This is a genomic window from Nocardiopsis sp. YSL2, assembly GCF_030555055.1.
Taxonomy (GTDB): domain Bacteria; phylum Actinomycetota; class Actinomycetes; order Streptosporangiales; family Streptosporangiaceae; genus Nocardiopsis.
The window spans coordinates 1-21,008 of the sequence record NZ_JAMOAO010000002.1; the positions used below are offsets into that span (position 1 = coordinate 1).

Consider the following 21,008-nt stretch of genomic DNA (forward strand, 5'->3'; position numbering starts at 1 on the left):
ATGAAGTTCGGCAACGAGACCGTCACCGTCCTGCGGCCGGTCGGCACCGACCGGCACGGGGACCCGCTCCCCGGCGACCCGGCCGAGACGGACTCGCCCGGCTGGGACATCCAGCCCGCCTCCACCTCGGAGGACACCGAGGGCGGCGACACCGTCGAGGAGGAGTGGACCGCGATCGGTCCGCCCGGCGCCGACGTGCGCGCCACGGACCGGGTGCGCTGGCGCGGCCTGGAGTACCAGGTCGAGGGCAGGCCCGAGCCGTGGCCGGATGAGCGGGGCCAACCGCACCACATCGAGATGCAGCTCCGCCGCGTCCGCGGCTGAGCGGAGGGGATCGCGCCGTGGCCGTCGACCTGCCGCCGTTCCCGGACATCGAGGACCTGCTGTGCGAGGCGCTCGCCGACCTGGCCGAGACCGGCAGCGAGACCCCGCACGACCTGCAGGACCACCTGCCGTGGATCCGTCCGACCCGGATCGGCGGGTCCGACGACCGGCGCACCGACGTCTCCCGCGTGGACGTCGACGTGTTCGCCCCCACCCGCGCCGAAGCGTGGCGCATCGCCCGCGCCGTCCAGCAGCGGCTCATCACCGGACCCACCAGGGTCATCGGGGTCGGTCTCATCGACCGGGCCCGCACCGAGCTGGGGCCGCGCCGTGCCCCGCACACCGACCAGACCATCCGACGGGTCCTCGCCACGTACCGCGTGAGCGCCCGCCGCTAAGGCCCGCCCGCCTTCGCCCCGCCAACCGGCGGGGTATCCGCATGGACTCCCACGAGAGGAGCCGGGCCCGTGGCCGCATGGGAAAGCCTCAAGAACCACCAGAACCAGCTCATCCGGAAGGCGTTGGAGGGCGGCACGTTCATCGCGCCGATCACCTCCAGCGCCATCGCTTCGCTGACCGGTGCCGACAAGAGCCTCAACGCGCTCCCGGCCGGATACAACGACCTGGGCTGGATGTCGGACGATGGGCCGCAGTTCTCCGCGGACGTCAGCTCCAGCGACATCACGTCGTGGGGCGCGGTCGAGCCCACCCGTCGCGACATCACCAGCGACGTCACCACCCTGCAGGTCAACCTGCAGGAAACCAACAAGCACACCCTCGGGTTGTACACCGGCGCCGACATGACCGCCGTCGTCCCCGACCCCACCTCGGGTGAGGTCGCGATCTCCAAGCCGGACCGGCCTCCGCTCCGGTTCTGGCGGGTGCTGACCATCGGCGTGGACCTGGCCGACGCGGGAGAGATCTACATCGCCCGTTTCCTGCCCCGGGCCAGCGTGTCCGACAAGGACGACCAGGCATTTCAGAGCTCCGACGACTCGGCGCTGGGCTGGCCGGTCACCCTCACCGCCTACATGGACTCGTCCGTGGGATACAGCGAGCGGTTCTACTTCGGCGGTCCCGGCTGGGAAGCCCTGCTGTCCGCGATGGGGTTCTGACCGTGGCCGCCTGCGCCATGCGCCTGCGCATCGACGTGGGCACGCCCGAGCCCGTCGACGAGCTGTGCCAGGACTGCCACCTGCCCGCGCTCGTGCGCGCGGACGTGCTGTGGGTCCACGCCGACGGCGTCACCCCCATCGGCACGATCACCGCCTGCACCACCGACGGCTGCGACATCGCGCCGTCCCCCTGATCGCCGCGGCGGCCGGTATGCCGGGCGGGCGCCGGCCGCCGCGGCCCCACTTCTGCCCGTTCCAGTGAGGAGCGTCCATGTCCACGGAGTACGTCTCGCCCGACGGCGCCACCCAGTTCACGGACGACCCGGTCGTCGAGGTGCGGCTGCGCACCCACGGCTGGCGGCCCCGCCCCGAACTGGAGTCGGCCGCAGAGCACAACAAGGCCGCCGCCGAGCGCCTGGAGCGGGCGCGTGCCGCCGACGCCGAGGCCAAGCAGCGCGTCGAGGAACGCAAGGCCCGCATCCACGGCCGCTCAGCCGAGTCCGGCCCGCCACAGGGCCGCCCCAGCCGACCGGATCAGCCGGACCGGCCGAACACACCACCCCGGCGCCGCACCCGCGCCGCCGACACCGACACCGAGTAGGAGTGGAGCCCGCCCATGGCCGCACGCAGCAGTAGCCAGCGCCCACCGCAGCGCAAGCCCGCCGTCCGTCCCCGAGACGTGTTCGACCTCGACGCCCTGGAGAAGGACGGCGAGGTCAAGCCCTTCGCGGTCCGCCTCGGTGGCAAGGTCTTCACCCTGTCTGACCCCATGGATGAGGACTGGCAGGACCAGGTCCTCATCGACATGCACGACATCGAGGGGTCCCTGAAGCCGCTCTTGGGCGACCAGTACGCCGAGTTCAAGAAGATCCGCATGCCCATGTGGAAGATGAAGATCCTCAACGACCGGATGGAAGCCCACTACAGCCAGTACTACGGCACCCGGGGGGAAGGCAACGCCTCGTCTGGCTCCTGACCCGCTACCGGAACCAGATCGAGGCTGACCTCGCCCTCATCGGGTGGGACCTCGCCGCACTGTGGACCTCCCGCAGGTGGCGGTTCCTACTCAACATCGTCGACCACCTGCCGCGCACCTCCCACCTGGCCGCGGCGATGGCCAACGACGACGAGCTCGCGGAGGACGCCCCGGAGCCCACCGGTTCGAGCGCGCCGCCGCTGACCGAGTGGTCGCCCGAGGTGGAGCGGCTCACCCTTGCCGTCGACCGGCTCGGGGAGATGATCGCCGCGGTGATCAACTCGGCGGGCGGTAAGGCCAAGCCGCCCAAGCCGCTCAAGCGGCCGGTCACCGCGCAGGACCGAGTCAAGCGCAGGGACCGCCAGCGCAAACGGGCCCACCTGCTCGCCGAGCTCGGGCGTGCCCGCGAGGAGCGGCGGCCCTCCATGGCCGACACGGCGCTCGCGCCCGATGAGCGCTACACCGCCCAGCGCATCCGCACACCCGCCGCACAACCGGAGGAGTAGCCGTGGCCCTGATCGACTTCGAGCTGGACGAGGAAGGCATCGCCGAGGTGCTGAAGTCCCCGGAGATGCGCGACGTCATGAACGGCACCGCGGTGCAGGTGGCCGCGGCCACCCGGTCCCGTGTGGGCAAGGGCGAGCGGGTTGTCTACAAGGGCTACACCACCGACCGCAGGGCCGCCTCCGTCACCGTCCTGTCCTCCGAGGACCGCAGCGAGGAGCTGTACCAGGCCGCGCGGTCCGCCGGCCTGGAGGTCACCGAAGAAGCACCGGCCACCGAAACCGAATGAGAGTGAGGCCCGCCCATGCCTGACAACCCCGAGGTGTTCGACCTCGACGCCGTCCCACCGCACGTCGACCTGACACCGTTCCGCGTCAAGTGGTGCGGCAAGTCCTTCCAGCTCGCCCACCTCCAGGACCTGGACGCCTGGGAACTCGTCGACGCCACCGCCGAGGGCGGCGACTCCCGAGCCATGACCGGCTCACTGCGCGTCGCCCTGGGCGAGCAGTACGCCGAGTTCCGCGCGCTGGGCCTGCCCCAGTACAAGGTGCGCCCCCTCTGGAAGGCCTGGCTCGCGCACTGCAGCGCGGCCGAACCGGCGCCCGACGAGGACCTCGACACCGCCTGAGACTCCGCCACACCGTGCACAGCCCGCCCGGCCAGCACACCAACACATGACGACCGGACGGGGGGTGCTTCGCCGTGGCCAACGTCGGATACGCCTCGCTCCAGGTCATCCCGTCCATGCGGGGCGTCTCCGACGAGCTCCGCCAGCAGCTCGTCCAGCCCGCCGCTGACGCAGGCGAGCGCGCCGGCAAGGCGGCGGGCAGTGGCCTGAAGGACCGCATCAAGGCAGGCGCCGCCGCGGCCGGTGTCGTCGCCGGAGCGGTGCTCGTCACGGGCATCACCGACGCCCTCGGCCGGATGAAGGCCGGCAACCTGCTGCAGGCGCAGCTCGGCACGACCGGGCCCGTCGCGGAGCGGCACGGCAGGATCGCCGGTGAGCTGTACGCCGATGGCGTCACGGCCACCTTCGAGGACGCCGCGGCTGCGATCCGCACGGTGATGCAGTCCGGGCTCGCCCCGCCGGACGCCACAAATGCCCAGTTGGAAGAGCTGGCCACCAAGGCGTCCGATGTCGCGACCACCTTCGAGCAGGATTTGGGCGGCGTCACCAACGCGGTCTCCCAGCTCCTCAGGACCGGGCTCGCGGACAGCGCCGACGAGGCGTTCGACCTCATCACCGCTGGATTCCAGGGCGGCGTCGACAAGGGCGGCGACTTCCTGGAAGTCATCAACGAGTACGGCACCCAGTTCCGCAAGGCGGGTCTGGACGGGGCCACCTCGGTCGGCCTGATGAACCAGGCCATCCAGGCCGGAGCCCGTGACGCCGACATCGCTGCGGACGCCATCAAGGAATTCTCGATCCGGGCTGTCGACGGGTCGGACACCACTCAGGCGGGGTTCGAGGCCCTGGGCCTGAGCGCTTCGGACATGGCGGCCGATTTCGGCGAGGGCGGCGCGTCGGCGACGGCCGCCCTGGACACCACCCTGGACCGGCTCCGCGACATCGAGGACCCGGTCGCGCGAGCGGAGGCCGCGACCGCCCTCTTCGGCACCCAAGCCGAAGATTTGGGCGACGCCCTGTTCGCCATGGACCCCTCCACGGCCGCCGGCGAGCTGGGCGAGTTCAGCGGGGCAGCCGAGCAGGTCGGGGACACCGTCCGCAACGGGCCGGCGCACGAGCTGGAGCTGTTCAAGCGGTCCCTGCAGGGCGATCTGGTCACCGCCCTCGGCAGCGCCGTCACCCTGTTCAACGACGCCGAGCCCGCCACCCAGCGCCTGGCGCTGGGCATCGCGGCCGTGGCCATCGCGGCCGGCCCGCTGTCCTTCGTGGCCGGCGGCATCACCCGCGTCGGCGGGGCCGCCATCGGCGCGGTCGCCGGTACGGCCCGCTTCACCGGCGGCCTCATCCGCGGGTCGGCCGCGCTGGGAGAGAACGCCTCGCGCGCCTCCCGCGCGGGGGCGGCCGTGCGCACCTTCGGCGGCGCGGCTGGCCGCCAGATCGGCAGCATGGCCGGATTCATGCGCACGCTCGGCCTCGTCGCGGTCGAGTACACCAAGATCGGCGTGAAGGCCGGAGTGGCGCGGGCGCGCATCCTCGCGGTCGGCGCTGCCCAGAAGGCCGCCGCGGCCGGCGGCTTCCTGCGCACCCTGGGCCTGGTCGCGGTCGAGTACACCAAGATCGCCGTCCGCGCGGTCGCCGCGCGCGCCGCGATCCTGGGCCAGGCCGTTGTCCAGCGCGCCGTCGCCATCGCGACGGGAATCTGGACGGCAGCACAATGGGCGCTGAATTTGGCGATGTCGGCCAACCCATTAGGGCTCATCGTTATCGCGATCATTGCCGTCATTGCAGCCATTGTTCTTTTGTGGCGGAATTCGGAGACCTTCCGCACGATCGTGACCGCCGCTTTTGATGCGGTCTGGGGCGCCATCAAGTTCGTGTGGGAATGGGTGAAGTCGAACTGGCCGCTGCTGCTCGCGATCATCACCGGCCCGATCGGAATCGCGATCGGTCTGGTGATCCGCTACTGGGACCAGATCAAGGCGGCCACGCTCGCGGCGTTCAACTTCGTGAAGAACGCGATCGTCACAGCCGTCAATTTCCTGATCGGGCTGTTCTTCAAATTCCATCCGGTCGGGCTGATCATCCGCCACTGGGACACCCTGCGCGCCAAGACGGCCGCGGCCTGGCAGTGGATCCGCACCAAGGTGTCCGCGCTCTGGCAGGCCCTGGTCGACTGGGTCGTCCGCCGCGCCATCAGCCTGCGAGACCGCACCGTGGGGGCCGTGACCGGCCTGCGCGACCGGGCCACCGCTCTGGTGGCCAAGGCCCGGGACTGGATCGTCGCGCGGGCGACCGAGCTTCGTGACCGCGCCGTGGCGCGCGTGACCGGCCTGCGCGATCGGGCCGTGGCCATCCTGACCGCCCTGAGGGACCGGGGTGTGGCCATCGCCGCGGCGCTGCGCGACTGGGTGGTCAGCCGTGCCCAGCAGCTCCGTGACCGGGTCGCCGGAGCGGTCGACACGCTGCGATCAAAGGTCATTTCAGCTTTCGAGCGGGCCCGCGAAGGCGTGAAAACGGCCTGGACGAAATTGCAGGACGTCGCAAAGGCGCCCGTTCGATTCGTAATTCAGACGGTGTACAACCGTGGAATTGTCGGCCTTTGGAATAAGGTGGCCGACAAGGTTCCTGGAATTAACCGCCTTTCTACAATGAGCCTGCCGCGCGGATTCGCGCGCGGTGGTGTGCTTCCCGGGTACTCGACCTGGCGCCAGGGTGACGACCAGGTGATCCGCGCCCGCAAGGGTGAGGGCGTCGCGATTTCCGAGGCGATGCGCGTTCCCGCGCTCCGGCGGGAATTGTTGACGTGGAACTCCGTCGGCGTCCGGGGCGGCGTGGGCGCGCTGCGCCGGTACGCCCAGGAGCGCCGCGCCCGTGTGGCCGCCACACCGATGGCCATCAAGCGCGGCCAGCCGCCCATCGACGGCTTCGCCCGCGGAGGCATCGTCGGCGAGTGGATCGCCTCCAAGTGGGACAGCGTCGTCGGCAAGCTCAAGGACTGGGCCACCGCGCCGCTGAACCGGCTGCGGGACCGGGTCAAGGACCGGTTCGGTTCCAAGCAGGACTTCGCCGGGATCCCGTACAGGATGGTCGTCGGGATCCGCGACAAGATGCTCAGCCGTTTCGGCAGGGCCGACTCCGACTACGCCGCGTCGATGGCCGGAGGTGCTGACGACTGGGCCGGCCTGGACTCGGCGTCGGCGCGCCTGCGCCGGGCCGCCCGGTTCGCGCGCTCCCAGCACGGCGACCCCTACGTGTGGGGCGGTGCGGGACCGCACGGATTCGACTGCAGCGGTTTCACGGGGAGCATCGAAAACTCCATCAGGGGCGTCGGACCGTACTTCCGCCGCTACTCGACGCATGCCTTCCAGGGCGGCAACGCCCCGCCCGGATGGGTGCGCGGCCTGCGCTCCCCCTACCAGGTTGGCATCACGCACAGTGGCGTAGGCCACACGGCCGGAACATTGATGGGGGTCAATGTTGAGTCCCGGGGCGGCCGAGGTGTCGTCGTGGGCCGTTCCGCCCGCGGCGCCAACGACCGCCTCTTCTCGACCAAATACGGGTTCCGGCCCGTCGCGTCGGACTCCACCGCCGGAGGAGGCCCCAGCTTCTTCTACGACTCCGGCGGCTACGCCCAGCCCGGCGCCACCTCGCTCATCAACGGCACGAGGAAGCCCGAGCCCGTCTTGACGCAGCGCCAGTGGTCGGACATCTCCACCCTGGCCGGGCGGGGCGCCGACAGCCGGGACACCTACAACATCTACCCGCGCACCCTCGACATGAGCGTGCACGACCTGGAGGTCCTGCAGCGTCGCCAGGAGGCCCGCGCCCGAGTCGGACGCCCACGGTAAGGAGGTCGAGCTGTGCCGATCATCGCGGGTGAACACTCCGGTGGCGTGGTCCTGCCCGAGATCGGATTCGCGACGGCCGTGTACACGGACCCGACCGGGCGGTCGTGGCAGCTCACAGACAGCCAGCGCGGCTGGTTCACACTCGCCGACGGCGTGTCGGGGCTGGGGGCCGCACCGTATGACCTGACCACGGACGCGCACCCGCGCGGCGGGGTGCGCCTGCGGCACGCCCAGCCGCAGGAGCGCACCGTGGTGTGGCCGCTGCACGTCTACGGCGAGACGCACACGGAGTTCCTGTCCCGATGGCGGGCGCTCGCGCGCGCCTTCACCGACACGCTGCGACGCGGTGCGGGCACGTTGGAGATCGCCCGCCCGGACGGCACCCGCCGGCACATCCGCGTGCACTACTCCGCGGGGTATGAGGGGCAAGGCGCGCAGGGCACCGGCATCGTCTCCGACTCCGCGGTGCTGTCGCTCATGTGCGAGGACCCGTACTGGATCGACTCGGTGCCGCTCACCGAGCACCGCGAGCACGGCACGGGCGAGGACTTCCTCCAGCCCTACCCGTCGGTGTCCTCCGGGCAGGTGCTCGGCTCCACCACCCTGATGAACCCGGGTGACGTGGTGGCCTGGCCCGAATGGACGATCACCGGACCGGCGAGCCTGGTGACGTTCACCCAGTCCGACACCGGCGAGTCCTTCACCCTCGATCCTGCCTCGGTCGGCGGCAGCCTGCTCGCACACGAGCAGGTCGTGGTCACCACCGACCCCCCGCGGGTGCGCAAGAAGTCCGTCGAGCAGCAGACCATCAACCTCGGCGGCGCGACTGCCGGGACCATCACCATCACCCTGGGCTCGGAGACCACCGTGCCCATTGCGCATGACGCCGACGCCGCAACAGTGCAGGCCGCCCTCGAAGGACTGGTCGCCATCGACCCCGACGAGGTCCTGGTGACCGGCGGGCCGCTGCCCGCTACCGTCACGCTGGCCTTCACCGGCCGGTACCTGGGCGTGGACGTCGACGAGGTCGTGGTCACCCCCTCCGGGCTGACCGGCGGCACAGTCACCGTCGCGACCACCGTGCAGGGCGGGACCGACAACTGGGTCGGCGCCCTCGACTGGCCCGGAGCGCAGCTGTGGCCGCTGCAGCCCGGCGACAACCCGGTCGTCTTCCAGCTCGACGGATCCAGCCCCGGGTCCGCGGTGGACCTGTCCGCGTCGGCCCGCTACGAGACGGCCTGACATGGCGATTCAGCTGCTCATCACCGACGAGGACCTGGTGGTGCAGGGCGACCCCATCGACGGGTGGACCAACCTCGACAGCACCCTGCGGTTCAACGAACCCGCCAGCGGCAGCGTCGAGCTGCCCGCGCACCCCGAGGTGATGGCCCAACTCCAGCCCGGCAACCGGATCGTCGTGATCCGCGACCAGGCCTTCTGGTGCGCCGGCCCCCTGGAGATCCCCCAGGACTACGCCTGGTCCGTCGGCGACTCCTCCGAGCCCGACCCCGGCAAGGTGTCGGTCAGCTTCTCCGACGACCTGGCGCGGATCGCCGGGTACATCACCTGGCCCGACCCGGCCCTGGCCTGGGGCAGCCAGCCGACCACCGATTCCCGGCAGATCCTCAACACCAACGCCGAGACCATCATCCGCACCCTGGTCGACGAGAACTGCGGGCCCGGCGCTCTGGCCGCACGGCAGATCCCCCACCTGGTGCTCGACACGCTCGCCGGGGTCGGCACCGACACCTCGGTCAACACCCGCTTCGAGGGGCTGCTGGCCGCCTGCCGCCGGGCCGCGGTCAACGGCGGCGCGATCGGGTTCCGCACCCGCCAGGACGGCACGCAGATCGTGTTCGGTGTCTACCAGCCCGCCGACCTGACCGGCACTGCCCGGTTCTCCCGCGGCCTCGGCAACCTGCGCTCGGTGCAGTTCAAACAGTCCGCGCCCAGCGTCACCCACGCCCTGGTCGCCGGCGGCGAGGACGCCGCACGCACCTACACCGAGGTCGCCGACACCACCGCCGCGGACAGCTGGTGGCGGGTCGAGAAGTTCGTTGACCAATCGTCGATTGCCGACGACACCAACGGCGAGCTGACCAACGCCGGCAACGAGGAGTTGGCCGGCGGATCGGCGCCCGTCGAGCTGGCCACCGTCACCGTCGACACCGAGGACCTCAAGGCCGGGCACGACTTCTTCCTCGGCGACCGGGTCACCGTCGAGCTGCCCACCGGGCTGGAGGTGACCGACGTGGTCCGCTCCATCCACCTGCAGGCCACACCCAACGGCGGCGAGTACGTCTCCAGCCTCATCGGGTCCGCGGAGGCCACCTCCGACCCGCAGACCGTACGACTGATCCGCGACCTCGGGCGCCGCCTGGGCCGACTGGAAGCGAGCAGGTGAACGATGGCTCAGAACTCGTGGCCGTCCCCGAACTACAACAGCCGCAACGTCACCGACGCCGAGTACGAGCGGCTGGCCTCACGCTTCTCCGACGACGGTGTGCTCGGCGACCCCAGCGAGACCGGCGTCGTCACCGCGGGCACCGGCCTGCAGGTCCTGGTCCGCGCGAGCAAGTACGCCTCGGTGCGCGGGCACGCCTGGACGTCCGGCACCGTCGACGACCCGCTCACCATCAGCAGCAACTCCTCCGGTTCAACCCGTACCGACCGGGTGGTGCTGCGCCTGGACCGGTCCACCTGGGACGTGCGCGCCGTCGTCAAGGAGGGCACGCCCGGCGCCGGCGCGCCCGCCCTGACGCAGGACCCGGGTGACACCGGGGTGTTCGAGACTCCGCTGGCCCGCGTCGTGGTCCCCGACAGCGCGTCGTCGGTGACGGTCACCCGCGACGAGCTCTACGTCGGCACCCGCGTCCGCCCGGTCGACTCGGCGACGCCGAACCCGTTCCCGCGCCTGGGCGAGATCCAGTACGAGCGCGACACCGGACGCATGCGGTTCTGGGACGGCGGCGCCCGGCGCCTGCTGTATGAGGACACCGGCGACATCACCCTGCCCTCTGGATTCTCCACGTGGGAGGACGCGAGCGGCGGAAGGTTCGGCCGGCGGATCGGCGCCCTCGTCCAGCTCGTCATCAACGTGCGCCGCACGAACCTGAACTTCCCGACCTCGGACACCGACGGGTCGAAGATCTGCAACGCAATCTCGTCCACGTTGAGGCCTCCAGGAAACCGGTACTTCCCCTGCCAGTTCAGCAACGGCGCCAGCGCACGCCTGCAGGTCAACGCTGACGGCGAGGTCTGGGTGCGCTGGCACGACAGAGACGTGTCCATCGGCCACCACCTGCGCACCACTGTCACCTACCTCAAGCCCTGAAAGGACGGTGGCCATGGCTCGGCACCTGTTCGGCGGCATCGCCGACTACGTCATCACCCTGGGCGCCGACAACGCCGCCACGCTCCAACCCGGAGCGGCCGTCACCGCGTGGAACGCCTCCAGCGGCGGCGCCCAGTACACCGACCTGACCGACACCGACGGCGTCACCGAAATCCCCGGCGGGGAACTGACCGCGGACGCTGTGGGCGCGGTGCAGGAGTTCATGGGACCCGATGAGGTGCGCTCGGTCTACCTCGACGCCAACGCCGGGGCGGGGCCGCGCCGGCGCGCGGTCGCCATCGACATCGGCGAAGACCTGACCATGGTCTCCGACGACCTGTCCACGCACACCTCCGAAGCCAACCCCCACGGCACCGGCGTCGCCACACTCGCCGACGCCGCGGCGGACCCGGGGACCTCCGACGTCAAGGGCGGCAGCTCGCTGTCCTACGACACCGAGACGGCCACGTGGCGCCCCGACGGGTCCACCACCGCGCTCATGGGCTGGCACGCCTCCCTGGCCAACCGCCACTTCGCGCGCGCCAACGTCGTGTGCGTCGGCGACTCCATCACCGAGGGCCAGGGCGCCACCGATTACGCGCACACCTGGCCGGCCCGACTGCGCGAGCTGTTGCGCGCGCGGTTCCCGACCGCGGGGGTAACCGGCGGCCGCGGATTCATCGGCGCCGCCTCGACGGGCTCCATCTCCTACACCTGGCCCGCCACCGTCACCGGCGGCCCGACCTACGACACCGGGTGGGGACCGAAGAGGCACACGCCGTTCCTGGACGGTGACGGCACCCCCGACCTGATCACGTACAGCGCCCTGCAGGGCACCGCGGTCGACATCCTGTGGGGCCGGTCCTCCCTGTCCGGGACGTTCCGGTACCGGGTCGACGGCGGGGCGTGGACATCCGTGGACACCTCCGGCACCAGCCAGGACGGGCAGCTCACCCGCGTCACCCTGGGAACGTCCGGCCCGCACACCCTGGAGATCGAGGCGGTCACCGCGGCGTTCAAGCAGATCGTGTCCGGAGTCATCGAGTACGACGGCGACGAGGCCGCCGGGGTCACCGTCCACGACGCCTCCCACTTCGGGTGGGAGAGCACCACCTGGTCGACGCCGACCGACGCGGACAAGTGGCCCTCCGCGATCGGCGCCCTGAACCCGGGCCTGATCGTGATCATGCTCGGCGCGAACGACCAGTGGGCGGGCACCGCGCCGTCGACGTTCCGCACCAACGTCTCCGCGCTCATCGCCGCCCTGCGCGGCGCGAACACGGTCCCGGTGCCGTTCCCGCCCATCCTGCTGGCGATGCACGCCGCCCGCGGTGACGGCCCCTTCGCCCACACCTGGGACGCCTACGTCGCCGAGGCACACTCCCTGGCGCGGACGGACCCGCTCGTGACCGTCGCCGACCTCACGCTCGGGCCGCGGATGCCCGACCAAGCCGACAGCCCCAACTGGGGCCTGTACGCCGACCAGGTGCACCTGTCCGGCAAGGGCTACGCCTACCTGGCCGACAGGCTCGCCGACATCCTGTCCCCGAGGTGACGTGTGGCCGAGCTCGCGGCGTTCCTGCCGTTCGCTGACATCGGTCTCGTCGGCATATTCGGCAGCGCGGTCGCCTACGTCCTCTACGCCCTGATCACCGGACGACTCATGCCGGCCGCGACCCATGACCGGATCGTGGCCTCCCGGGATGCCCAGCTGCAGCAGATGCGTGAGCTGTACCTGGCGGAACGGGAACGCGGTGACCTGCTAGCGGCCCAGACGGCGTCGCTCACCGAGGCCGCCAAGACCAGCGCCTCCGCAATCGACGCGCTACGCGACGTGGCCACCTCTTCCCCACCGCCCGAGGAGGGCGATGACCGATGAAGTGGAAGCGCCTGCGCCGCCTGTGCCACCGCCACCGCACACCGGACCCGCCCGTCACCGACACCGAGCTGGAACAGATGAAGTCCGCCACCGAGGCGTCGCTCGCTGACGCGCGCGCCCGGGACCCCGAAGTGCGGGAGGTGATCGCACGGCACCACGAGCACCAGCGCCGCAACCACTTCGGAGACCTGTTCCTGCACATCCTCGAAGGAGGCCGCGGTGATGTATGAGCTCGGGAACTGGGTGGCGCTCCTAGCCGCCCTGCTCACCTGGGGATTCCTGATCGACTACCTCAGCGGCGGCACCTGGCACCGCTCCGGTGGCGGCCGACTGTTCGTCACCGGGCTGGTGGTGCTCACCGCGCTCCTCACCCTGGTGGCCATCCACCTCTTCGCCGGCGACTACCCCGGCCGCAGCATCGTGCGCCTGACCGTGTACTCGGCGGGCGCCCTCACGATCGCGACCACGTGGGCGCTGTACCGGCGGGTGCGCTTCCGCAGCCGCGACCGTCCTGACGACGACGCAGGCCAGCCTCCCCCTTCCCCAGGCCGGCGCCGACCCTGAGCGCCGACCAGACCTGACCACCCCTGCAAGCCCCGCCACCGAGCGGGGCTTTCGCACGCCCGGGGCCCGCCCGGCAACCGCAAGGAGATCACCATGTCCGCCCTGCACACCCTGTTCGACACCGTCCGCGAGCACCTGCGCCCCACCAAGGAGCCGCTCGCCTACATCGCCTTCGGCGTCGCCGTGCTGTTCCTCGGCTACGAGATGCTCGTCAACGGCCAGTCCTTCACCGAGGTCTTCGGTGAGAACTACATCGAGGGCATCGTCGCGGTCCTGGTCACCCTGCTCGGCCGCGCCAGCGTGTACTCGCCCCGCACCGTGAAGGCCGCGGACACGGCGTTCCTCGACGTCCACCTCGGCACCGACATGGTCGCCGACGACGAGCAGGGCTGACCGATGAAACTCGTCACCCGCAGAATGTGGGGCGGGCCGGCCAGCATCGGCGGGTACGCCAACCCGACCCGAGGGTGCGTGGCCCACTACAACGGCGGCGCCATCGGGCTGATCAAGCCCGGCAAGCCCCACGCCGCCTGCTACGACTACGTCCGCCGGGTCCACCGCCAGCACCTGAACCAGGGCTGGGCGGGAATCGGCTACGCGTTCCTGGCCTGTCCTCATGGGTATGTGTTCGAGGGCAGGGGCTTGAGCCACCAGCAGGCCGCCCAGCCCGGCGGCAACAGCACCTGGTACAGCATCCAGATGATGGTCGGCGGCGGCGAGCAGCCCACCGACCTGCAGATCCAGGCGTGGCGGGACTGCCGCACCTACATCCGGCAGCGGCGCGCCGTCGCTGCAGCGATCCGCGGGCACTACCAGTTCGTGTCCACGAGCTGCCCTGGGACGCCGACCAAGCGGCTCATCGCCAACGGCACCCTGGCCGGATCCGGGTCAGGCACTCCAGCGCCCGGCGGAGGGTCGGTGACCGTCCCGCACATGACCACGGTGCGGCCGGTCGACGAGCAGCAGAAGGCCGTCAACCGACTCGGCTATGAGCCCGAGCTGGATGTCGACGACGTCTTCGGGCCGCTCACGCTCAAGGGCGTGGAGTGGCTGCAGGAGGAACTCGGCGTCACGGTCGACGGGCTGTGGGGCAAGGTCACCGAGGCCGCGTACCTGAAGCGGATCGGCGGCAGCGCACCGAAGCCCCCGGCGAAGCCGTTCCCACTGGCACGCGGACACTGGTTCGGCCCACCGTCCTCGGACGACCGGAACCACTCCGGGTACTACTGGCCGGCCGACCGACCACACATCAAGGAGATCCAGGGCAAGGTCGGCGCGAAGAAGGACGGCCGGTACGGGCCTAAGACCAAGGCGGCCGTGACCGCGTGGCAGCGCAAGGCCGGGTTCACCGGCCGCGCTGTCGATGGGCTCACCGGCCCGAACACGTGGGGGCGCATGTTCGGCTGACCCACGCCTACGCGAACGCCCCGTCCACCATCACGGTGGGCGGGGCGGCTTCGTGCTGTCTGGGGCCCGTCACGCGGACGCGCGTTGGACCGCTTGCTCAAGTTCGTCCCGGGACATCTTCGACCGCCCCGGCACGCCGAGCTCCTGAGCGCGGCGCAACAGCTCCTTCTTCGTGAGCTCCGAGCGCGGCGCAGGCGCGCGCCCTCCCCTGCGCGCCTCCAGCGTCTCTCGCAAGGCCTCGGTGATCTGGACGACCTTCCCGCTCGGCCCGGGTGGCGCTCCGTAGCTGACGGTCCTGCCCTCGGATTTCGCCGATATCAGCTCGTCGACCCGCCGCGCGTAGACGTCCTCGTACTCCGCCGGCTGCCAGTCGTCCGCCATCACGTCCACCAACTGGCGCGCGAGGCCGAGATCGCGCTCCAGTAGATCCGCCTCGCGCGGCACCGCGGGCATGACGTCCGCAGGGGAGCGGACCTCGTCCGGCCAGTACAGCGTGGCCGCGGTGAGCACGCCCAGCTGGGGACCGACGAGCACCAGGTGCTCGCGCTCGCGCATCACCATCGTGGCCAGGCCGACCCGGCCGGTCTCCTCCAGCACCGTGTGCAGGAGCCGGTACGGTCGCACGCCCGCCCGGTCGGCCGGCGAAATGAAGTAGGCGTTGGCGTACCAGAGGGGGTCGACGGCCCCGGAGGGGATGAACGCGGAGATCTCCAATGTCCGGGACTTGCCCGGCATGAGGGCGGCGAGCTCCTGGGGCTCCAGGATGACGTACTCGTCGTAGCCCACGAGCGCGCCCTTGACGATGCCGTCCGGTGGCACCTCGTCGCCGGTCTCCTCGTCGACCCGCCGGTTGCGCACGCGGTGGTCGGTGCCGCGCACGAACTGGTGCATGGTCGGTCCGTGCCGCTCACGCGCGCTGTACAGCCGGACCGCGATGGACAGCAGTCCCACGCTGAGGGCACCCTTCCACACCGTGCCAGCCATGACCATCACCCCCTCTCCATGGTGCCTCTGACCTGGCAAGACACGGCAAAGACGAAGCTCTCGGGGAACCCAAAACTTAGACACGGTAAGCGTGGATAATTTGGGCGCACTCGGGTACACTTAAACATAGACACGGTGAACGTGTCAAGGTTACATCGCGGGAGGTCGCAACCATGACGCGCACGCACATCACCTGGACCACCGACCAGCAGAGCAAGGCCCTTACCCTGCTCGACCGGGGCACCATCCACCCCATCCACGAAGACGTGTATTCGGTCATGTCGACCGACGGCGAGACCTGCTACATGACCACCCCCGACGTGTGCACCTGCCCGGCCTACGTGCTCGGGGAGGGGATGCGCTGCTACCACCGGCTCGCGGTGATCCTGTTCCGCAACCTGCCCACCAAGGCGGACCATGCCGAGCGCGTCACCGAGGTCTACGTCCGCGAGGCGGATGGCGTGACCTTCTCGGTGATCCTCAAGCCGGTCCTGGCTGGGGGGTGGCGCGAGCAGCACTACTTCAGCGACGGCCGCACGCGGACTCTGGCCACCACTCGGCGCATGACTACCAGCGGCGCTAACGCCCTGCGGGGACGGCTCGATGCCCGAGGCTACCGCCGGGTCTACGGCCAGGAGGCTGAGGCCGCCGGGGCCTGAAGGCCGGTCCCGCGCGCTTTCCGTCCGGGCGTGCGGGGCCAAAACTTAGACACGCTAAGCGTGGTTAATTCGGACATAACCGGGTACTATTAACATAGACACGGTGAACGTGTCAAGGTTTCTGTTTCGCTCTCACGAGAGGTCGCACCCCATGGCTCACGAACTGGAGAGGTTCTCCGACGGCACCGCTTCCTTCGTCTCCGCCCACACCGACGCCTGGCACAAGCTCGGCGTCACCCTCCCCGACACCTTCGACGCCGCCACCGCCCTGCGCACCGCGCGGCTGGACAGATGGAACGTCCACACCAGCCCGCTGTCCATCACCGAGAGCGGCGCCACGCTGGCCGTGCCCGACGCCTACGCCACCGTCCGCACCCACCCCGAGACCGGCCGCCCCGACGTCCTCGGCGTCGTCAAGGGCCGCTACCAGCCGATCCAGAACGAGGAGCTCACCGAGGTCCTCGACACCATCACCGACGAGTCCGGCGCGCACTTCGAGACCGCCGGGTCCCTGCGCGAGGGCCGCGAGGTGTTCGTGACCATGCGCCTACCCCAGAGCATGAAGGTCGCCGGGACCGACGAGCTCGACCTCTACCTGGCCGCGCTCAACAGTCACGACGGGTCCGCCGCCATGCGGTTGCTGGTCTCCCCGGTCAGGGTCGTGTGCGCCAACACCCAGGCCGCCGCACTGGCCGACGCTCGGAGCGTCTACGCCATCCGGCACACCTCCGGCGCCCGGGGTCGCATCGCTGCTGCCCGCGAGGCGCTCGGGATGACCTGGACCTACCTGGAGGAGTTCGAGACCGAGGCCGAGCGCATGCTCGACCAGGCGCTCACCGACGGCCGGTTCATGGACATCGTCGGCCGTGAGCTGTGGCCCGAGCCCAAGGACCCCACCGAACGCAAGCTCACCAACCGTGCCCGGATCCTCGCGGACGTGAACGAGCTGTTCGTCGAGGCCGACACCCAGGAGTCCATCCGAGGCACCGCGTGGGCCGGATACCAGTCCGTCGTCGAATACCTCGACCACTACGCGCCGGTCAAGGGCAAGCACGGCGACGCCGCGACCGTCGCCCGCGCCGAGCGCATCCTCGTCCAGCCCGCCATCACAGCGCTGAAGACGAAGGCGTTCGACGCCTTCCGGCTCGCCGCCTGAACCACCACGGGCCCCGGCACCCAGCCGGGGCCCAGCGGGGCCGGTCCGCTCCCGGCCCCGCCGCCCACAGGAAGGACTCACTGATGGAAATCGACTACGCACGCGCCCCGCGCGTGGCCCTGGTGGACGAGGACACCGTCGACAACTTCCCCTACTTCTGGTCGCACGCCGACCTGGCGGCCAAGGTCGGCCCGGCCCTGACCTGCTCGGAAGCCGACTCGCTCGCGGAGACGCTGGCCGTCTTCGGCGACTCCGAGGGCGCCAGGATGTGGCTCGTCGAGCACGCGCGCTCCGACGAGGAGGACGACCGGCACTTCCACCTACGCGACGACTCGCACCCCGCCCCGGACCCGGCCGACGCCCTGGCGCCGACCCTGCGCAAGGCGCTGGCGCTGTTCACCACCGTCTGGGCAGCCGGAGACATGGCCGACGAGATCGGGCCCAAACTCCAGTGCGAGGAGGTCAAGGCCTTGGCCATCCTGCTGGAGGCCGCCGGAGAGGCCGACGCCGCGCGGACGTGGATCGACTTCCACGCGGTGCAGGACGACGAGGGCGACACCCACCACGACACGAGCAAGGAGAGAATCCGTGAGTACGGCGAATGAGCGCGCCCGCATGACCGATCTGGCGCTGCAGGAGTGGGGCGTAGTCGTGGGGATCCTCGCTGAGCGGGGCGAGTCCTGGCCGGACACTGACGTGACCCGGTGGGGCCCCGGCGTGACAGCGGCGATGGAACGCACCAGGGCGCTGTGCGCCGCGTGCTCGATCGTCGGCGCGACCGAGGCGGCCGACATCGGACGCCTCGCAGACCTCTACGAGGCGCGGACGCGCTCGTAGAATGAGACCCCCGCCGCGCGCGCGATGGTTGCGACCTCCCCGCGCCGCTGGCGGGACAGACGCCCCGGGGACCGGGTGTGACAACCCCCCGGGGCGTCGCCATGCGCGAGGCGCGGACGCGAACAGAGCAGGGACCCGGCCCTCCTTCGTCGGGCCGGGTTGCGCGCGCCCTTGTGCCGGGATGGCCGCTTGCTCCGTCACACCCGCTCCGCTCCTACGGAGGTCGCACCATGGACGACAAGAAGCCCACCATCGCCAGCCGAGCCCTCACCGTGCTGCACATCTGCCTGGCCGGTATCGGCTACCACCTCGTCGCTGTGCTCGTCGTCGAGCACCTGATCCACTGAGCCCTCATCAGCCCCCGGCTTCCTTGAGTTCTAGAGGTCGTTGCAACACCCCATCTCTGAAGGGGTGCGGTGGACGACTTCGAGATCCGCGAGAGCCGGAAACCACAGGGGCGCAAGAAGCTCCTGATCGAGCGTGAGCGCTACCTTGCCCTGGTGGAACAGGGCTACAGCAACACGCAGGCGAGCCGGATGGTGGGCGTCAACCCACGCACCGGACGGGAGTGGCGCTACGGGCGCCCCGAGGGCCGTAGGAAGCGGTCGAGGCTGCCGGCGAAGGACGCACCGGCGACCTCGACCGGTCCCGGCTTCACACGCAAGATCGAGGTCCGATCCGGCCGCTACCTGGGCGAAGACGAACGCATCCACATCGCTGACCGGTGGCGTGAGAAGGCGTCCGTGCGCACCATCGCCGCCGAGCTGGGCCGGAATCCCTCCACGATCAGCCGGGAGATCCGCCGCAACCGCCACCCCGGCAACCACGACTACCGCCCCCACGCCGCACACGCCCGAGCGCGAGCCCGGCGGGCCCGCCCCAAGGGCGGCAAGATCGGAGCCAACCCGCTCCTGCGCGAGATCATCCAGCACCGCCTGGGCATGAAGTGGAGTCCGGAGCAGATCAGCCACCACCTGAGGCTGAGCTTCCCCGACCAAGCGGAGATGCACGTGTGCCACGAGACGATCTACCAGGCGCTCTACGTCCAGGGCCGCGGCGAGCTGCGCCGCGAGCTGGCCAAGGCGCTGCGCACCGGCCGCACCCTGCGTCGGCCTCGCCGCCGCCCAGACCAGCGCACGCCGCGCTTCCCGTACCCGATGGTCATGATCAGCGAGCGCCCGCCCGAGGTCGCTGACCGGGCGGTTCCCGGGCACTGGGAGGGCGATCTGATCGTGGGCAAGGAGAACGGTTCGGCGATCGGCACGCTGGTCGAGCGGTCCAGCCGCTACGTGATGCTCGTCCACCTGCCCGGAACGCGCGACACGATGAGCGTCCGTGACGCCCTGGTCGAGACCGTCTCGACCCTGCCCGAGCATCTGCGCAGGTCACTGACCTGGGACCAGGGTTCGGAGATGGGGCTGCACCACGAGTTCTCGATGGCCACCGGCATGCCGGTCTACTTCTGCGACCCTTCCAGCCCTTGGCAGCGGGGGTCGAACGAGAACACGAACGGGCTGCTGCGGCAGTACTTCCCCAAGGGCACTGACCTGGCCGCGCACGGCCGTGAGCGCCTGAAGGAGGTCGCTGCCGAACTGAACTCCCGCCCACGCAAGACGCTCGGCTGGGAGACCCCAGCCGAGCGTTTGGCTAAGCTCCTGGCCGTGGCCAGTTGATCAGCTGTGTTGCGACGACCCCTCGAATTCGCCTTCGCCGGGGGCTTCTTCGTGTCGGCTCAGTGGGGTGCTCGCCGCCGAGCGCTCCGAGGTGGGCCGATACCGCCTGCGGCCGATGCGCGGACGCACGGCTCGGGCACGTCAGGCTCCGGTGGGCGTCGTCCATGGCACACCCTCCTTCGGTGCGTCCCGGGGTGCCGTCGCGACGCTATCCCGGCCCGGCGGGCGCGCGCGTCTATCGACGCACGCGCACCTACGTGTAACGTAGGCACGGTGAACGTGCCAACGTATCTAGCGCTCTCCGACCTTCCTGGGTATCTGGCGGAGCACCACAAGATCACCGGCCGCGACGGCGGTCCGCTCTCGGCGGCGACCGTCGAGGGCTACCACCGCCACGCCGTCAAGCGGCGCCGCGACGGCGCCCCACGCCCCGGCGACTTCCCGCCGCCGGACGAGGTCTACGGCCGGTCGCCGGTGTGGCTCCCCGACACCATCGACGCCTGGGCGCGGTCCCGGCCGGGGAAGGGCGCCGGCGGAGGCCGGCCCCGAGGCTGACGCTGCGCGCGGTCAGTCCTGGAAGTACCGCGGCAGGCGGGGGCCGGCCTCCCGAAGCAGGATCAGCCGCTGCTTCAACTCGTCCTCGTCCGGCACCTCGCGGATGTCCAGCTGCAGGCCGCGGAGGACAGCGATGTCCTCCTCGGGCAACCACCCTTCGAGGAGCTCGGGGGAGATGACCGAGCTCATCGACAGCACCGCGTCGGTCTCGCCCAGGCCGCGGGCCGAGACGACCGCGCGCGTCGTCGCCCACGCCACGCGGCCGGCGGCCCGCGGGTATGCCGCCAGCGCGGGGCACGCGCGCAGCAGCGTGGTGTCCACCAGCAGGCACACCCACGCCGCAGCACGGCGCGGGTAGCCGGTCACGCGGGGACTGGGCGGCGAAGGAAGATGGGACACGCCGCCATTGTCGCAGGTCAGAGTTCATCGGGATCGAGCCCGAGCGCCTCGGCAATGAGGTGCGCGCCGGTGGAGCCGGTGTCGTCGAGGAGCTCGGCGAGCCAGGCGCGCAGCTCGCGGTCTTCGGGAGTCAGGTCGTCCATGCAGTGGACGTACCCAGCCCGTG

28 protein-coding genes are annotated in these 21,008 nt (G+C 70.6%); 25 read left to right on the plus strand and 3 right to left on the minus strand.

Annotated features, from left to right (window positions below; translation table 11 throughout):
- From M1P99_RS27600 to M1P99_RS27690, 19 genes are all read left to right on the plus strand, one after another.
- Positions 1-324, plus strand: a 324-nt coding sequence (locus M1P99_RS27600; RefSeq protein WP_304455855.1) for a hypothetical protein, incomplete at its 5' end; no start/stop codon positions are given.
- Between the two features lie 17 nt (positions 325-341).
- Positions 342-722, plus strand: coding sequence for a DUF3168 domain-containing protein (locus tag M1P99_RS27605; protein ID WP_304455856.1), 381 nt, complete (start codon positions 342-344; stop codon positions 720-722).
- A 69-nt stretch (positions 723-791) separates the two neighbouring features.
- Complete coding sequence (locus M1P99_RS27610) at positions 792-1,439, plus strand: hypothetical protein (protein WP_304455857.1); 648 nt, start codon at positions 792-794, stop codon at positions 1,437-1,439.
- Positions 1,440-1,441: 2 nt separating this feature from the next.
- Positions 1,442-1,633, plus strand: a complete 192-nt coding sequence (locus M1P99_RS27615) for a hypothetical protein (RefSeq protein WP_304455858.1) — start codon at positions 1,442-1,444, stop codon at positions 1,631-1,633.
- 77 nt (positions 1,634-1,710) lie between these two features.
- The gene (locus M1P99_RS27620) at positions 1,711-2,040 is read left to right on the plus strand and encodes a hypothetical protein (protein ID WP_304455859.1); all 330 of its coding nucleotides are present in this window, start codon (positions 1,711-1,713) and stop codon (positions 2,038-2,040) included.
- 15 nt (positions 2,041-2,055) lie between these two features.
- A complete protein-coding gene (locus M1P99_RS27625; RefSeq protein WP_304455860.1) occupies positions 2,056-2,415 on the plus strand; it encodes a hypothetical protein in 360 nt (119 codons plus the stop codon).
- Positions 2,416-2,552: 137 nt separating this feature from the next.
- The gene (locus tag M1P99_RS27630; RefSeq protein ID WP_304455861.1) at positions 2,553-2,921 is read left to right on the plus strand and encodes a hypothetical protein; all 369 of its coding nucleotides are present in this window, start codon (positions 2,553-2,555) and stop codon (positions 2,919-2,921) included.
- A gap of 2 nt (positions 2,922-2,923) precedes the next feature.
- The gene (locus tag M1P99_RS27635) at positions 2,924-3,208 is read left to right on the plus strand and encodes a hypothetical protein (protein ID WP_304455862.1); all 285 of its coding nucleotides are present in this window, start codon (positions 2,924-2,926) and stop codon (positions 3,206-3,208) included.
- A gap of 15 nt (positions 3,209-3,223) precedes the next feature.
- Positions 3,224-3,547: a hypothetical protein gene (locus M1P99_RS27640; protein WP_304455863.1), complete on the plus strand. Its 324-nt coding sequence runs from the start codon at positions 3,224-3,226 to the stop codon at positions 3,545-3,547.
- A 116-nt stretch (positions 3,548-3,663) separates the two neighbouring features.
- Complete coding sequence (locus M1P99_RS27645) at positions 3,664-7,395, plus strand: phage tail tape measure protein (RefSeq protein ID WP_304455864.1); 3,732 nt, start codon at positions 3,664-3,666, stop codon at positions 7,393-7,395.
- 12 nt (positions 7,396-7,407) lie between these two features.
- Complete coding sequence (locus tag M1P99_RS27650; protein WP_304455865.1) at positions 7,408-8,637, plus strand: hypothetical protein; 1,230 nt, start codon at positions 7,408-7,410, stop codon at positions 8,635-8,637.
- A 1-nt stretch (position 8,638) separates the two neighbouring features.
- Positions 8,639-9,799, plus strand: coding sequence for a siphovirus ReqiPepy6 Gp37-like family protein (locus tag M1P99_RS27655; protein ID WP_304455866.1), 1,161 nt, complete (start codon positions 8,639-8,641; stop codon positions 9,797-9,799).
- Positions 9,800-9,802: 3 nt separating this feature from the next.
- Positions 9,803-10,729, plus strand: coding sequence for a hypothetical protein (locus M1P99_RS27660; protein WP_304455867.1), 927 nt, complete (start codon positions 9,803-9,805; stop codon positions 10,727-10,729).
- 13 nt (positions 10,730-10,742) lie between these two features.
- Entirely contained in the window at positions 10,743-12,284 is a 1,542-nt protein-coding gene (locus M1P99_RS27665; protein ID WP_304455868.1) for an SGNH/GDSL hydrolase family protein, read from the plus strand.
- Positions 12,285-12,287: 3 nt separating this feature from the next.
- Positions 12,288-12,608, plus strand: coding sequence for a hypothetical protein (locus tag M1P99_RS27670; protein WP_304455869.1), 321 nt, complete (start codon positions 12,288-12,290; stop codon positions 12,606-12,608).
- The gene (locus M1P99_RS27675; protein WP_304455870.1) at positions 12,605-12,838 is read left to right on the plus strand and encodes a hypothetical protein; all 234 of its coding nucleotides are present in this window, start codon (positions 12,605-12,607) and stop codon (positions 12,836-12,838) included. The genes M1P99_RS27670 and M1P99_RS27675 overlap by 4 nt, the downstream gene beginning before the upstream one ends.
- On the plus strand, positions 12,831-13,172 hold the full coding sequence (locus M1P99_RS27680; RefSeq protein ID WP_304455871.1) for a hypothetical protein: 342 nt from the start codon (positions 12,831-12,833) through the stop codon (positions 13,170-13,172). The genes M1P99_RS27675 and M1P99_RS27680 overlap by 8 nt, the downstream gene beginning before the upstream one ends.
- 93 nt (positions 13,173-13,265) lie before the next feature.
- Positions 13,266-13,565 carry a hypothetical protein gene (locus M1P99_RS27685; RefSeq protein WP_304455872.1) on the plus strand — a complete coding sequence of 100 codons (300 nt, stop codon included), beginning with the start codon at positions 13,266-13,268 and terminating at the stop codon, positions 13,563-13,565.
- A 3-nt stretch (positions 13,566-13,568) separates the two neighbouring features.
- Complete coding sequence (locus M1P99_RS27690; protein WP_304455873.1) at positions 13,569-14,579, plus strand: N-acetylmuramoyl-L-alanine amidase; 1,011 nt, start codon at positions 13,569-13,571, stop codon at positions 14,577-14,579.
- A gap of 69 nt (positions 14,580-14,648) precedes the next feature.
- Here the strand turns inward: M1P99_RS27690 and M1P99_RS27695 are convergent, their stop codons facing one another.
- On the minus strand, positions 14,649-15,563 hold the full coding sequence (locus M1P99_RS27695; RefSeq protein WP_304455874.1) for a Ku protein: 915 nt from the start codon (positions 15,561-15,563) through the stop codon (positions 14,649-14,651).
- A gap of 173 nt (positions 15,564-15,736) precedes the next feature.
- Here M1P99_RS27695 and M1P99_RS27700 point away from each other — a divergent pair, with 173 nt between their 5' ends.
- The 6 genes from M1P99_RS27700 (at position 15,737) to M1P99_RS27725 (ending at position 20,443) form a co-directional block, all read left to right on the plus strand.
- Entirely contained in the window at positions 15,737-16,222 is a 486-nt protein-coding gene (locus M1P99_RS27700) for a hypothetical protein (RefSeq protein ID WP_304455875.1), read from the plus strand.
- 151 nt (positions 16,223-16,373) lie between these two features.
- Positions 16,374-17,378: a DUF932 domain-containing protein gene (locus M1P99_RS27705; RefSeq protein WP_304455876.1), complete on the plus strand. Its 1,005-nt coding sequence runs from the start codon at positions 16,374-16,376 to the stop codon at positions 17,376-17,378.
- An 83-nt stretch (positions 17,379-17,461) separates the two neighbouring features.
- Positions 17,462-17,983, plus strand: a complete 522-nt coding sequence (locus tag M1P99_RS27710) for a hypothetical protein (protein WP_304455877.1) — start codon at positions 17,462-17,464, stop codon at positions 17,981-17,983.
- The gene (locus tag M1P99_RS27715; protein ID WP_304455878.1) at positions 17,967-18,215 is read left to right on the plus strand and encodes a hypothetical protein; all 249 of its coding nucleotides are present in this window, start codon (positions 17,967-17,969) and stop codon (positions 18,213-18,215) included. Before M1P99_RS27710 ends, M1P99_RS27715 begins: the two co-directional genes overlap by 17 nt.
- A gap of 536 nt (positions 18,216-18,751) precedes the next feature.
- Positions 18,752-19,888, plus strand: a complete 1,137-nt coding sequence (locus M1P99_RS27720) for an IS30 family transposase (RefSeq protein ID WP_304455660.1) — start codon at positions 18,752-18,754, stop codon at positions 19,886-19,888.
- A 273-nt stretch (positions 19,889-20,161) separates the two neighbouring features.
- On the plus strand, positions 20,162-20,443 hold the full coding sequence (locus M1P99_RS27725; protein WP_304455879.1) for a hypothetical protein: 282 nt from the start codon (positions 20,162-20,164) through the stop codon (positions 20,441-20,443).
- 12 nt (positions 20,444-20,455) lie between these two features.
- Here M1P99_RS27725 and M1P99_RS27730 read toward each other — a convergent pair whose 3' ends face one another.
- Together M1P99_RS27730 and M1P99_RS27735 are read right to left on the minus strand one after the other, a co-directional pair.
- Positions 20,456-20,842 carry a hypothetical protein gene (locus tag M1P99_RS27730; protein WP_304455880.1) on the minus strand — a complete coding sequence of 129 codons (387 nt, stop codon included), beginning with the start codon at positions 20,840-20,842 and terminating at the stop codon, positions 20,456-20,458.
- A 17-nt stretch (positions 20,843-20,859) separates the two neighbouring features.
- Positions 20,860-20,985 carry a hypothetical protein gene (locus M1P99_RS27735; protein WP_304455881.1) on the minus strand — a complete coding sequence of 42 codons (126 nt, stop codon included), beginning with the start codon at positions 20,983-20,985 and terminating at the stop codon, positions 20,860-20,862.
- Between the last annotated feature and the right edge of the window lie 23 nt (positions 20,986-21,008).